Origin of the sequence: Arthrospiribacter ruber (assembly GCF_019343195.1) — a bacterium.
Lineage (GTDB): Bacteria > Bacteroidota > Bacteroidia > Cytophagales > Cyclobacteriaceae > Arthrospiribacter > Arthrospiribacter ruber.
This window is the reverse complement of sequence record NZ_RPHB01000012.1, coordinates 101,733-115,486: the sequence shown is the minus strand read 5'-3', so window position 1 is coordinate 115,486 and position 13,754 is coordinate 101,733. Positions and strand designations below refer to the sequence as shown.

The 13,754-nt window shown below is 42.5% G+C and carries 12 protein-coding genes; 8 read left to right on the top strand and 4 right to left on the bottom strand.

Translation table 11 applies throughout. From position 1 onward, the window contains the following. The coding region (locus EGN73_RS20895; protein ID WP_484793081.1) for a transposase family protein at positions 1–653 on the top strand (653 nt) is incomplete at its 5' end. Between the two features lie 493 nt (positions 654–1,146). After that, positions 1,147–1,683 carry a TlpA family protein disulfide reductase gene (locus EGN73_RS20890; RefSeq protein WP_219293946.1) on the top strand — a complete coding sequence of 179 codons (537 nt, stop codon included), beginning with the start codon at positions 1,147–1,149 and terminating at the stop codon, positions 1,681–1,683. A gap of 120 nt (positions 1,684–1,803) precedes the next feature. Here the strand turns inward: EGN73_RS20890 and EGN73_RS20885 are convergent, their stop codons facing one another. Next, positions 1,804–2,058, bottom strand: coding sequence for a Txe/YoeB family addiction module toxin (locus EGN73_RS20885; RefSeq protein WP_219293943.1), 255 nt, complete (start codon positions 2,056–2,058; stop codon positions 1,804–1,806). A gap of 11 nt (positions 2,059–2,069) precedes the next feature. Next, on the bottom strand, positions 2,070–2,324 hold the full coding sequence (locus EGN73_RS20880) for a type II toxin-antitoxin system Phd/YefM family antitoxin (RefSeq protein WP_219293941.1): 255 nt from the start codon (positions 2,322–2,324) through the stop codon (positions 2,070–2,072). Between the two features lie 152 nt (positions 2,325–2,476). On the opposite strand from EGN73_RS20880, the gene EGN73_RS20875 reads away from it, so the two are divergent. The 3 genes from EGN73_RS20875 (at position 2,477) to EGN73_RS20865 (ending at position 4,337) form a co-directional block, all read left to right on the top strand. Further along, positions 2,477–2,659, top strand: coding sequence for a hypothetical protein (locus tag EGN73_RS20875; protein WP_219293939.1), 183 nt, complete (start codon positions 2,477–2,479; stop codon positions 2,657–2,659). Continuing rightward, the gene (locus EGN73_RS20870) at positions 2,647–2,949 is read left to right on the top strand and encodes a type II toxin-antitoxin system RelE/ParE family toxin (protein ID WP_219293937.1); all 303 of its coding nucleotides are present in this window, start codon (positions 2,647–2,649) and stop codon (positions 2,947–2,949) included. Before EGN73_RS20875 ends, EGN73_RS20870 begins: the two co-directional genes overlap by 13 nt. Positions 2,950–3,074: 125 nt before the next feature. Next, positions 3,075–4,337, top strand: coding sequence for a replication-associated recombination protein A (locus EGN73_RS20865; RefSeq protein ID WP_219293935.1), 1,263 nt, complete (start codon positions 3,075–3,077; stop codon positions 4,335–4,337). Between the two features lie 137 nt (positions 4,338–4,474). Here the strand turns inward: EGN73_RS20865 and EGN73_RS20860 are convergent, their stop codons facing one another. Both EGN73_RS20860 and EGN73_RS20855 read right to left on the bottom strand, forming a co-directional pair. Continuing rightward, positions 4,475–4,669, bottom strand: a complete 195-nt coding sequence (locus EGN73_RS20860; protein WP_219293933.1) for a Uma2 family endonuclease — start codon at positions 4,667–4,669, stop codon at positions 4,475–4,477. 138 nt (positions 4,670–4,807) lie between these two features. After that, positions 4,808–6,043: a hypothetical protein gene (locus EGN73_RS20855; protein ID WP_219293931.1), complete on the bottom strand. Its 1,236-nt coding sequence runs from the start codon at positions 6,041–6,043 to the stop codon at positions 4,808–4,810. 143 nt (positions 6,044–6,186) lie between these two features. Here EGN73_RS20855 and EGN73_RS20850 point away from each other — a divergent pair, with 143 nt between their 5' ends. The 3 genes from EGN73_RS20850 to EGN73_RS20840 all read left to right on the top strand — a co-directional run bounded on the left by EGN73_RS20850 (position 6,187) and on the right by EGN73_RS20840 (position 13,742). Continuing rightward, a complete protein-coding gene (locus EGN73_RS20850; RefSeq protein WP_425515048.1) occupies positions 6,187–7,266 on the top strand; it encodes an efflux RND transporter periplasmic adaptor subunit in 1,080 nt (359 codons plus the stop codon). Positions 7,267–7,270: 4 nt separating this feature from the next. Next, a complete protein-coding gene (locus EGN73_RS20845) occupies positions 7,271–10,315 on the top strand; it encodes an efflux RND transporter permease subunit (protein ID WP_219293927.1) in 3,045 nt (1,014 codons plus the stop codon). Between the two features lie 319 nt (positions 10,316–10,634). Further along, on the top strand, positions 10,635–13,742 hold the full coding sequence (locus tag EGN73_RS20840; RefSeq protein ID WP_219293951.1) for an efflux RND transporter permease subunit: 3,108 nt from the start codon (positions 10,635–10,637) through the stop codon (positions 13,740–13,742). Positions 13,743–13,754: the final 12 nt, after the last annotated feature.

Below are 13,754 nucleotides of genomic sequence, written 5' to 3'. Positions count from 1 at the left end.
TGGATAAAAACAAAGGGGCAGGACTTGACCTGAAAGATTTTGCAAGATTCGGTGTGATAAAGAAAGTATGTCAGCAACAGGAGTTTTTACTGGATAATCCTCCTTCAAAACTGAAGGATAGAATTGTATCACTCCATAAACCATATCTACGGCCAATAGTAAGAGGGAAAGAAAAAAAGCCTGTGGAGTTCGGCGCCAAAGCCCACATTCTTCAGGTTGATGGCCTTACTTTTATTGACAAACTGGATTTCAATGCCTTCAACGAGTGTACCAGACTTAAGCTGTCGGTAGCCAAACATAAAAGGTTTTTCGGCCCTGCAAAACAGCTTGGAGCTGACAGGATCTATGCTACCAACAAAAACCGTGTATTCTGCACTGGAAAAAAGATTTTTACCTGCTTCCCTAAAAAAGGTCCTAAAAAACTAAGCAAAGCTGAAAAAAACCTGAGCTCGGAAATATCCAAACAGAGGGCCACTGTTATGGAAGGTGTTTTTGGAACAAACAAAAACTTTTACGGTCTGGGTAAAATCAAGGTCAAAGGGGAAAAGAGGGAGAAGCTGATGATTTTTTTTGGTATTATGACGGCCAACGCTGTTCTGATCGCTAAAAGAAGGAAAGCCAAAGAAAGTCCAACTAAGCAAAAAGCAGCCTAGAAAAGCATCCAAAAAGCAACTTTATGGGATAGGTGTGCCCATACGGAAAATCCAGGTCATTTTCATACAATACCTGACCGTTAATTGTACTTTTTCAACCCTAAATTGACTCCTGGATCAAGGGTCTTATACATAAAAAAAGAAAGTAGGATTTAGTTTCAACCCTACTTTCTAATTCCGGAGGAATTTTCCAAGAAGCCCTACTTACTTCGTGATATTAGGTGGATATTAATTGGATATATGCTTCGCGAAATATACTTCGTGAAATAAGGTGGAAATATGCCTTCGGCGAAATATGGTTGAGATATTGGGTGACCTTTGGGGCTTTAAAATCCCCGAAGGTCTTAAATGTTAGCTGTTTTTTTCAGTTTGAAACACTGTTGAAACCGAAGCTTTAGCGGAGGTTCTGAGAGCTTTAGCGATTCGGGATATGCTTTCAACGGAATAATGGGGTGATATTAGGTGGATATTTATGGACATTTGAATTCAAAGTATGGTCAGAATAATTTTAATTGCGTTAACTGTGCTTTTCCTTGGTCTTAACATTGTGTATGGACAAAATACTGGATTGGAGGATCAGGGGCCCCAGGTAGGAGGAGAGTTTCCGGATTTTCTTTACGAGACTTTGGATGGTGTAGAATTTGATTTTTCCTCAATAAAAGGGGAAGTTGTGGTAATAAATATTTGGTTTGTAGGATGTACTGGTTGTAAGCAAGAAGAACCCTATCTAAAGGAAGTTGCGCAAAAGTACAAACACAGAGGAGATGTTATTTTTCTAGGGTTTGCTCTGAGTTCACAAAGTAAAATCCGAAAATATTTGGACAAAAATGGTGACTATGGTTTCCACCAAATCAGTCTCACAAGAAAAGAAGTAAAAGAAAAATTTAATGTTGTAATTTCTCCAAGTCATTTCATCGTCAAGGATGGTAAATTACTTTCCAAATTTATCGGAGCCCCATTGGTTCCGCACACGTCAGCTTTAGATCTTTTTCAGAAGGAGTTGGAGAAAGCAATCCTAGGTATCTTATAATTCATTCTCTTTGGACCTTGCCATGAAGTTTTCAAAACTTATTTTTACAGCGTAAAAAGATTTACTTTTTGAACGTAAGATATTTTACTTTGATAAAATAAACACCTTCTGCATATCTACTCAGTAATGATATCTGCACTGGAGTATATAAATGGAATCATTGTCTGTTCTGTAGACCAGTCTGTGTTCGAGGTTGATTCTCCTTGACCACCAACCGGAAAGTTCGTGTTTGAGTGGTTCGGGTTTGCCTATACCATCATAAGGGCTGCGCATTGACACTTTGATCAATTCATTGATTTTTTTGAGGGTCTTCTTGTCAGTCTGTTGCCAATAGAGGTAATCTTCCCATGCTGAGCTTAAAAAAATAATTTTCATAGGCATGAACCTTAATCTTCCAAAAGACTTTTCTCCTCGCCCAGACCTTTTTCATACTCTTCAATCCCTTTTAAAAGTCGTTCAGCATTTTTGGGGCTTTTCAGTAAGTGAAAAGTTTCCAGCATGCTATCATAATCTGATTTGGAGATGACCACAACATCCTCTCCATTAGACCTGGTGACAAATAGCGGTTCACGGTTGGTGAAAACTTTGTCCAGAAATGATTTCAAATGCTGCCTAAAATTAGAGTAAGTTGTAATTTCCATGGAATTAAGCTTTTAACAAATTTAGGGATTCTTTTATATTGTACAAAATCTTGTACTATAAGGAGGATGAAGGAAAGAGATAATTGCTTTGGCCATTTGAACTATCACTTCAATAAAAGCGGTTTCTTTTATATATTTATGAAAAAAAGGATATGATTACGAAAGAAAAACTACTTGAGACCTTAAAAAGTATGCCTGATAAGTTTTCAGTAGATGAATTGATGGAACGGGTACTCTTGCTTCAAAAAATTGAAATTGGATTAGAGCAATCCGAAAAAGGAGAGGGGTATTCTTCAGAGGAAGCAAAAAAAATGATTAAAGAGTGGCTAAAGTAATTTGGTCACCACAAGCTGTTGAGGATATCGCTCAAATTGCTGAATTCTATTTTAAGATTTCATCGAATTATGCTGAAAGTCTAATAGCTTCAATTTTATCAAAAGAAGATTTGATAAGCTCTTTCCCTGAAATTGGAAGGGTTGTACCAGAGTTGAATAATAGAGCGGTAAGAGAAATAATTTTTAAGAATTACAGAATAATTTATTGCATTTTTGACGAAGATAGAATTAGTGTTTTGACTGTTCATACTAGTTCGATCCCATTGACGGAAATCTCTTTATTTGATTAATTGTTTTTTGTTATTGCTAATTTTCCGAATATCCAATATCAAATTAATATCCACTAATATCCATCAATATCTTTCTAATTTTGTACTCTAGCAGAGTATCCATTTCAAGCCAATAAGCATCATCAATGAACAATACCCCACTAGCAGAAAGAATGCGTCCGACTAAATTGGAAGAACTGATAGGGCAGGAGCACCTTTCGGCACCTACTTCATTTTTGCACCGGGCCATCAAAAGCGGCAATGTGCCTTCTCTGATACTCTGGGGCCCTCCTGGGGTGGGAAAGACTACCATTGCCAATATCATCGCCAATGAAATCAAGGCGCCTTTTTATACCCTGAGTGCCATCAGTTCGGGGGTGAAAGATATCCGTGAAGTGATCGAAAAGGCAAAATTCCAGATGGGCGTGGTACTTTTTATTGATGAAATCCACCGCTTCAATAAGTCCCAACAGGATGCGCTTTTGGGCGCAGTAGAAAAGGGAGTTATCCGCCTGATCGGGGCTACTACGGAGAACCCATCTTTTGAAGTCAATGCAGCCTTACTTTCCCGCTGTCAGGTTTTCACCCTCAATCCGCTGGGACGGACTGAACTGGAAGCCATGCTGCATCAAGCCATGGAAAAGGATGTGTTGATTAAAAAGAAGGAGGTAGAGCTGAAGGAAACAGAGGCGCTATTGCGGCTATCAGGAGGGGATGGGCGGAAACTGTTGAACCTGTTTGAAATTGTGATTAATGGGCTGGAAGAAGATCCTTGCGTGATTACCAATGATAAAGTTACCAAGATCGCCCAGCAAAAGGTGGTCTTGTACGACAAGTCCGGTGAGCAGCATTATGATATTATTTCTGCCTTTATCAAATCCATCCGAGGCTCTGACCCCAATGCGGCGGTGTATTGGCTGGCCAGGATGATTGAAGGAGGGGAGGATGTAAAGTTTATTGCAAGGAGACTGGTGATTTTGGCTTCTGAAGATATCGGGAATGCCAATCCCAATGCCTTGCTTTTGGCGACCAATTGCTTTGAAGCGGTGAAAATCATCGGTTATCCTGAGGCCAGAATCATCCTCTCTCAATGTGTCACTTACCTAGCCAGCTGTCCAAAGAGCAATGCTTCCTACATGGCAATCAACAAGGCACAGGCATTGGTGAGGGAGAAAGGGGATCTTCCCGTTCCGCTTCACTTGCGCAACGCGCCCACCAAGCTGATGAAAGACCTGAATTATGGCAAGGATTATAAGTACTCGCATGATTATGAGGGGAATTTTGTCAATCAGGAATACCTGCCCGATGAACTCAAAAACCTTAAACTTTACGAGCCTGGCAGCAATGCCCGTGAAAATGAACTGAGAAAATACCTGAACTCCAGGTGGAAGGGGAAGTATGGGTATTAGGGTTTATCAAGATACTTTATGATATTCTAATTTTTAGATACTTATTGATATTTGATATTAAAAGATATTGGCTTAAAGCAATTCTTAACTCTAAAAAATTGCACAATCGGTTAAGATGCGAATGACAATATCTAATTTTAGGCGTCTTTAAAAAACTCGTCCAAATCCAGTTCAAAACCGGAAATCACGGAAGACTTGGCTAAGTCACCTTCGGTCATCCAGCGCGAGGCGGAATATTTCCCTTGTGTCAAGGTGTAGATCAAAACAGTTTTTCCTTCCGGATCCACCAGCCAATATTCTTTTACACCTGATTTAGACTCCTCTTTTTCCATAGTTGAATTTACGAAAAATTGTTTTTAATAGTCGAGCAGGATTCATTAAACCTGCCAGGTTTTTAAGCGTAATCAGCTTTAAATTAGATCATATCAGTAAGAAACCTGGCAGGTTTTCAGGTAGTGGCCTAATTCCTTTTACATAAACCTGAATTCATCCACCTTCTCAATCTTCTGCTTCAGATCTGCAATGTTGATACTGTCTTTGATTCCATTGTCCCTGACAACTTTCTTATCCCTCAAAGTTCTGGAAATCCGGTCATAAACCTGTTGAGGACTCTCCACAGTGCCGTTTGACTTTTTGCCCTGGATGATACCATTCTGATGTGCCAGATCCAAAGCTTCTGAAACTTTGATTTGGTAGTTGTCGGCCAGTTCGAAGAAGTTGTCGTAATAGAGGATAAATTTCTTGGCCAACTCCACGGTGCCATTGATCTGATTGCTGTAGTTTTTCAGGTCAGTTTCATTTTGGATCAAAGCAGCATAATTTACCTGACCTCTGGAGGACCTGTATTTTCTTTCCACCTGATTGAGGTGGCGCTCTACATTTTCTTTGGAAAACTCACCCAACACCCTGTTGAAATAGGCGTCCAAGGTTTCAGACCCGATCCTCTCTGGCATTTTCTGCCCCAATTTTGCCATATCCTTATTGAGCTTGGCAAGCAGTTCCAGCTGTAGGTTTTCCAATAATACCACCCGGTCATAATTTGAGGATTGGTTCAGGGTATTGGCTTTGTCCAAGGCAGAGAAATAGACCAGGTACTTATTGAGCTCATTTTCAAATTTCCCCAGTTTTTCAAAATCCGGTTTTTTCTCGGTCAGCATGGAGCTGTAGGCTATATTGACCAGAGAGTTGGAGGCGAAAAATGCCTGAGAGACAAAGGGAATGCCTGAGGTAAGCGGACTGGAAAGGATATTGTTGGTGACATCCAGGAAGCGATCCATTTTGGTTTTGCTCTCAAAGATGCCGATTTTCTTAGCAGACTCCATAATGACTTCTTCCAAAGAAAAACCCAAAGGACCACCTTCAATGCTTCCCAAGGATTTGATAAAACCCTGGTATTCCTGGTCAGTCATCCTTGACTTGAGATTGATGATGTCATCACTCAGTTTTTTGTGGATCTGTGTGGAATGGATGATACTGGACTTGATGGAAGTCCATCGTGTTTCGTCTGAAATATTCTTGTCAATGACAAGGTCAGTGATGGCTTTGTTGGTGATCTCCAGGTTTTGCTGAAGACTTTCGTTGTAATTTTTCAGGACTTCTATTTCCTGTTCCAAGCGGAAAATTTTGACAGAGTCAGGGTTATTCTGTGCAAAGGTCGACCAAGTGGTCAGCGCTATCATAAAAGACAGCAAGAAGATTTTCTTCATTCAGTGTGGAAAGGGGTGTAAAGTTTTAGCAATCAGCGCAAAAACCGAGCAAATTTAAATCGGAAGCCGGTAATTCAAATACTTTTTACATAAATCTTTTGAATTTTCTAATAACTTAGTTTATTTAATGGTCTGTAAAACTTATGCCTATGCGTTTCTATTTTTCAGCACTTAGTTGCTTTTTTATTTTGTTCATTTTCTCCTGCTCTGAAGAAAAGGCTGAATCAAATGAACAGTCTATGGACAGTTTTAGAAGCGAGGTGGAGGCCACGCCTGTGCGGGTGGCTCTATCCGAAAAAAAGACTTTTGATTACCTGATCAATGCCTCTGGGAAAATTGAAGCATTGGATCAGCTCAAAGTGATTTTTGAGAGGTCCGGCTACCTGACTGAGTTGAATGTCAAGGAAGGGGACTATGTGGAAAAAGGTAAAATCCTGGCCAAGCTCGATCAGACAGAAAGTCTTTTCAAACTGGAAAAGGCCAAGATCAACCTAAAAAATGCCAAAGCCACCTACCAATCAGAGATTCTCAGCTTTGACGGGATATTTACTTCCGGGGATTCTGCCAGAATTATACCAGTAAGGGATCAATTGATGGCCAAAAGCGGACTCTTTACAGCCCAGCTGGAATTGAAAGAAGCAGAACTGGATTTGGAAAAAAGCATCATCAAAGCACCTACTTCCGGCAGGGTGGCCGACCTTCAGGTCAAAACCGGAAGCTTGGTCAATGCAGGGGATGAACTGATGGAGATCATCAATCCCTCTCAATTGGAATTGAAGGTCAAGGTGCTGGAATCGGACATCCACATGGTATCGATCGGGCAGGGAGCCGAGATCATTCAGGTAGGCTCTGGAGGAACCCAGCTTTCCGGGAAAGTCAGAAGCATCAATCCCAAAGTGGATGAAAACGGACTGGTATTGGTTGGGATTCAAGTGACTGAAAGTAAAGGCCTCCTGCCCGGAATGAATGCCAGGGCCATCATCAAAGCACCTCAAAGTAACAGTATAGTGGTACCCAAGCAAGCAGTGGTGTCCAGGTCTGGCAGACCGGTAGTCTTCACCGTGGTCAATGGCAATGAATCCAAATGGAATTATGTTGAACCGGGAAAGGACAATGGCCGTGAGGTGGAGATTCTGGAAGGTTTGGAAGCGGGGGAAACCGTTATTGTTACAAATAACCTTCAGCTTGCCCATCAGGCACCTGTTCAGCCGGTAAAAGACTAAGATTATGGTTAGATTTTTATTGGCGAGGCCCATAGCGGTATTGATGACATTTTTGGCCTTAATGGTCTTTTCAGTCATTGTATTCAGGACTTTGCCTATTTCCCTTTTGCCTCCTATAGATGTCCCCCAGATTCTGGTCAAGGTCAATTACCCCAATGCATCACCCGAGGCCATTGAGCAGAATGTGCTTTCTCCCATCAGAGAAGGGCTGATGACCTTGGGTGGACTTGAAGATATGGACAGTAAGGCTGGTTCAGAAGTGGGGACAATTAGGCTGACGTTTGATTATGGTACCAGAATGGAACTGGCCTACATTGAGGTCAATGAGAAAATTGACCGCTTGACCAATTCCCTCCCTTCCGACCTCACCCGGCCTCAGGTGATTCGGATCAACACCAATGACATTCCAGTAGTGAGGGTACAGGTAGTGCCCAAGGATGGATTTGATTTTACAGAAGTCAGTCTGCTTACCGAAAATGTCCTCAAAAAGCGTTTGGAACAGCTTGAAGGGGTCTCTTTGGTAGATATCAATGGGAAAAAAGAACGGATGATCACTGTCAGCCCCAAAATTGCAATTCTAAGGGGGCTTGGCATGACTGAGGAGAATGTCATCAATGCCATCAAATACGGCAATGAAGAATTACCGGGCATTTCCGTCGAAGATGGACAGTTCAGGTATTATTTAAGATTGGCTACCCGGGTGGACAGTCCCGAGGACATTATGAAGCTTCCCGTGACTTCTTCAGAAGGTGTTACGGTAGATTTGAGTACTGTGGCGACGGTACAGTATGAGACGAGCGAACCCTTAGGTTACCACCTTTTCGGTGAGAATGAAGGGCTGGTTATTACCGTACACAAGCAGGCTGCTGCCAAAATGAATGAACTGTTGCCCAAGATCTATGAGGCAATTGAAATCTTCAGGACTGATTATCCGCAAGTGGCATTCGATGTGACCCAAGACCAGTCGGTATTGCTCAATGCAGGCATCAGCAACCTGCAGACCAGTTTGCTGTTCGGAGGTTTATTTGCTTTCGGGGTATTGTTTGTCTTTATGGGCAATTACAAAACACCCATCATCATTGGGCTCTCTTTGCCCTCTTCCCTGATTATCAGTTTTTTGGTTTTCTATTTTTTCGATATTTCCATCAATGTGATTTCACTTTCCGGCCTGGCTTTAGGTTTGGGGATGTTGATAGACAATTCCATCATTGTTTTGGATAACATTACCAGAAAAAGAAAAGAAGGGCTGCCCTTGTTTGAAGCCTGTGTGGAGGGCGTCAATGAGGTGATGTCGGCACTGATCAGTTCCGTATTGACTACTTTGGCGGTATTTGTGCCTTTGGTTTTTCTATCCGGAATTTCGGGAGCTTTGTTCTTTGACCAAGCGGTAGCCGTGGCTTCCATCTTGGGAGTTTCCCTTTTGGTGGCTTTTATTTTTCTGCCTATGCTGTACAGATTTTTCTTCCGAAAGCAGCCCGAAGGTCAGGAGATACAAGAGGATTCAAAATTGTTTGTCCGGATATTGGCAGGCTATAAGCGTCTTTATATTAAGATTTTTGCGAATAGGAAACTCAGCTTTGCCCTATTTGTGATATTGATCCCGGCAGGATTGGCTTTGTCCTTGTTTTTGGAAACCAGGGGTTTGCCTCCTATCGAAAAAACAGACGCAGTATTGACCGTCAATTGGAATGAGCCCATTGGGGTTGCCCAAAATAGGGACAGGGTACTTTCTTTATTGGAAGCCTTACGGGGTGATTTTGTAAAGGCTGAAAGTGATATTGGGGTCAGGCAGTTTCTGTTGTTTGATGGAGAAAGCTCCTTGCAGGAGGCTACGCTTTATTTTCTTTTTGAAAACCAAGATCAAAAAGAGCAGCAAATGCCCCGTTTGGACAATTTGATTCAGGAAAACTTCCCGAATGCTGTAGTGCAAATTGAAGATGCCCCGAATGCTTTTGACCAGCTTTTTGCATCTAACATGCCATACTATGAAGTCAGGTGGAAGGACCTTGGCAGCAAGAAACCAATTGATGAGTCGATCATGGATACCTGGTTGGGTGAATTTCCTGTCCGACAATTTGCCAGAGGGCCAGGTTTGCAGAAGGAAGCTTCTGTAGTTTTTAGACTCAATGCTACTGAAATGGCTACATATGGAGTGAATCCAAATGACCTTCAGGAAAAAGTAAAGCGGATTTTTGGAGTATATGGCATTACCGATATCAAGAGATTTGGTGAAATCACGCCCATCAAGCTCAAAGCGGAAAAAAGAGATTTTGAGGACTTGCTCCGCAACTCCTATATCAAAGGTACAGAGGGACAAGAATATGCTTTGAACAATTTTATCCGTTTTGAATACGAAAATCATTACAAATTTGTCACTGCGGACAAGGGAGGGGTTTTCCAATCTGTGTATTTGGAGGAAAATGAGCCTACTGCCCACAATCAGGAAATCCTGAATTGGGGAAATGAAAGAAATCTGGGGATATCGTTTGTCGGTCAGTACTTCAAGGACAGGGAGACCATCAGTGAACTGTTGGGGATCCTGTTGGTAGCGGTTTTGTTGCTGTACTTTATTCTGGCAGCCCAGTTTGAGAGTTTTGTACAGCCTTTGGTGGTAATCTTTACCTTGCCCCTAGGGATTGCAGGAGCATTTACGGTCTTGTTGCTGACAGGGACTTCTTTGAATGTGATGTCGGCCATAGGCTTGGTGGTGATGTTGGGGATTATGGTCAATGATGCTATTCTTAAAATTGACACGATCAACAGGCTTAGTGTAAAGTATGCAGCAAATAATTCTCCGGGAGAAGCCTTGGAAAAGGCCATGTACGAGGCAGGTGAGATCAGGTTGAAACCAATCCTGATGACATCGGTCACCACCATATTGGCTTTGTTGCCTGTGGTTTTCAGTTCCGGTTTGGGAGCAGATCTGCAGCGGCCTTTGGTGTTTTCCGTAATCGGAGGCCTGACCATAGGAACCTTTACAGCCATGTACTTTGTGCCATTGGCATATTGGGCTTTGGCGGCTAAAGGAAGGATGAGAAATGAAGGATGAAGGATGAGGGATGAAGGATGGGGGATGAAGGATGAGGGATGAAGCCTATCCGACTGGTCATCCAGGAGTGGATGAGGGAGGAAGGAGTAATGTATATCTTAGATCTTAGCAAACCGATAGTTGAGGTGTAAGGTAAATTTATGATTGAGGATATTAATTAAATGTCAATACAAAATGTAAAAGCCATGAGAGAGATACTCACGGCGGAGGTATAGAAAGTAAAAGTTAGAAACGAGAATTTAGAGATGAAATTAAAGAATTCGAGAGACGGTAGAAGATGTGTTTTCATACTTCATCCTTCTCTCTTCCTCCTTTTTCCATGACTCCATTTAGGGTAATCATAGCGTTTGTAGTGCTGAGTATCATTGGCTTTGCCCTGATACCCAGGCTATCTGTGGACCTGAACCCCAGAGAAAGGGAACCGGTTTTGACAGTCAGCTTCAACGTGCCCCAGTCTTCTCCTGAACTGGTTGAAAAGCTGGCTACCTCCCCATTGGAAGGAGCCTTATCCCAATTGGCAGAGTTGAAAAGGATCAATTCGGTATCCAATTACGACAGGGGAAACATCACGCTTAGATTTGATAAAAACACGGATATGGAATTCAAGAAATTTGAAGTTTCTTCCATTATCCGTCAGGTTTACCCTTCAATGGATTCCAAAGTCAGTTACCCTTTGGTAACCCAATCCGAAGAAAGAAGGTCGGAAATGAAAACCCCTATCCTCACTTATTCGGTCAATGGACCTTTTGCGACTTTTGAAATCAAAAAAATCACGGAAGATATCCTAAAGTCCTCCCTCAACCGATTTGAAGAGATCGAAGAAATAGCCGTTAGAGGAGCAAATAACCTCCAACTCTACATTACCTATGACATCCAAAGGCTACAAAGTCTCGGTCTGAACAAAGGTTCTGTGGAGTCTGTAATCCGAAGTGCATTTGGAAGGACTTATCCAGGTGCTGTGGTCAACAACAGGGAAGAGACGCTTTTTATACAAGTTGACCGTTCTTTACACAGCATTTCCCAGCTCGAAAACCTGATCATTACCACCCAGTCTGGCAAAGAGGTGATGCTAAGGGATCTTGCCCAGATTACCTTGGAAGAAGCAGAAGCCCAATCCTATTACCGGATCAATGGCAACAATTCCGTCACCCTGTCCATTATCAACAGGGATGGCGTAAATAAAATCCTTTTGGCCAAAAATATCAAAGCGGCAGTTGCGGTAGCTCAAAAATTACTGCCGGCAGGAGTGGAGGTCAGGTTGGAGAATGACGACACCGAGTTTTTGGAGAAGGAAATGAACAAGATATACAAGCGCTCAGGACTCTCTATCCTGATTCTTGTGGTTTTTATTTTTCTGATCAACCGTAACCTCCGTTACCTTTCTACGCTGTTTTTGGGTATCATAGTCAACCTCAGTATTACTGCCATTATCCTATACCTGCTGAAAGTTGACATCCATTTGTATTCACTGGCAGGTTTGACGATTTCCTTTGGTCTGATCGTGGACAATGCCATCATCATGATCGATCATTTGCACAAGCACCGCAACAGAAATGTTTTTGTGGCTTTGTTGGCAGCTTCCCTGACTACCATTGCGGCATTGATGATTGTGTTTTTCCTTCCGGAAGAGGATAGAAAAAATCTTTCTGAATTTTCCATAGTAGTCTCGGTCATGTTGGGGGTCTCGCTTTTGGTCGCCCTGTTTTTCACTCCGGCCATGTATGCTTTGCTTTTTGGAGAAAAGGCCAAAAAGGGCAGGCAGCTTACCTTCAGGCAATTAAGGAAAAGGGTTAAAGCTTTTAGATTTTATTCAGGAAGTATAGGCTTTGTAGCCAGGTACAGAAAAGCCTTTGTGACGGCTTTGATATTGCTTTTTGGCATTCCGATATTTTACCTACCGTCCAAGTGGGAGGGGCAGGAATGGTACAACAAGTCCATAGGTAGCACTTTTTATCAGGAAGAGATGCGGCCTTATGTAGACAAGGCCCTAGGAGGATCGCTGAGGATGTTTGTAAGGGGTGTTTTTGAGAAATCCAGCTACAGAGAAGCAGAAAAAACCAGGCTATTCGTCACCGCAAGACTTCCATTTGGGAATACCTTGGATCAGATGGATTTTATTATCAGGGAATTTGAAAAGTATTTGAAAGGAGTGGAGGGGATAGACCAGTTTGTCACCTACGTGACTTCCGGTCAGTATGCACAGATCGTGATCACCTTCCAAGAGGAATATGAGAAAAGTGCCTTACCATATCAGCTGAAAGGAAGGCTTTCAGTAAAGTCCACCGACTGGTCCGGAGCGAGGTGGACCATTTATGGAGTAGGGCAGGGCTTTTACACGGGTGCTGGTGGAGAGGGCATCCCGTCTTTTAGGGTGACGATGAAAGGCTACAATTTTGATGAACTGGAGAGACAGGCTGAAGCCCTTGCGGAAAAACTTCTTCAGCATAAGCGGATTCAGGAAGTCAATACCAACGAGCGCTTGGGCTGGAATGAGTTGAAGTCAGAGGAATTTGTGCTCCGCTTGGACCAGTCTGCCATGGCTCTTCAAAGGACCAATCAGTATGAATTGGTGTCTGCACTGGGAGATATTTCCAAGCCTCAAAATCCATCTGCCTACCTTACTCTGGATGATCAAAACTATGGTGTAGTTGTCAGGGAAAAGGCTTCAGCTGGATTTTCCCGCTATGACCTGGAGGAGCAGAGTATGATTGCCGGTGAAGACCGGGTATTTAAAGTCAGTAGTTTTGGCAGCCTCCAAAAGGAAACTACTACGACGGCCCTGCACAAAGAGGACAGGCAATACATCCGTTTGGTGGCTTTTGAATATATGGGCTCGGCCAAGTTTGGGAATGAATACCTGGATGAGGTATTGAAAGAAATGAAAACCCAGATGCCGATTGGATATACCGCAGAGAAGAATACTTGGGCCTATAATTTTGACAAAGCCAAAAGGCAGTACAGCCTGATTTTGGTATTGGTAGTAGGGATATTTTTTATTACTTCTATACTCTTCGAAAACCTTAAGCAGCCCTTTTATATCATTGTCATTATCCCTATTTCCTTTATAGGCCTGTTTTTGATCTTTTCCCTTTTTGATTTTTACTTTGATCAAGGGGGGTATGCCGCATTTGTGATGTTGGGAGGTCTGGCAGTCAATGCGGCCATCTTTATTGTCAATGACCTGAACAACAGGAAAATCGGGGTGTATAACCGCAGGGTGGTGAAAGCTGTAGGAGGTAAAGCAGTGCCTATTTTATTGACCATTTTGTCGACCTGCTTTGGTTTGATTCCTTTTATCATGGAAGGGCAAAACGAGATTTTCTGGTTTTCCCTGGCTATTGGAACCATTGGTGGGCTTGTTTTCAGTGTGGTGGGGGTGTTTTTGGCTTTGCCCGTGTTTTTGTGGAGGAAGGATGAAGTTAGGTGATTTTGGTGAAAT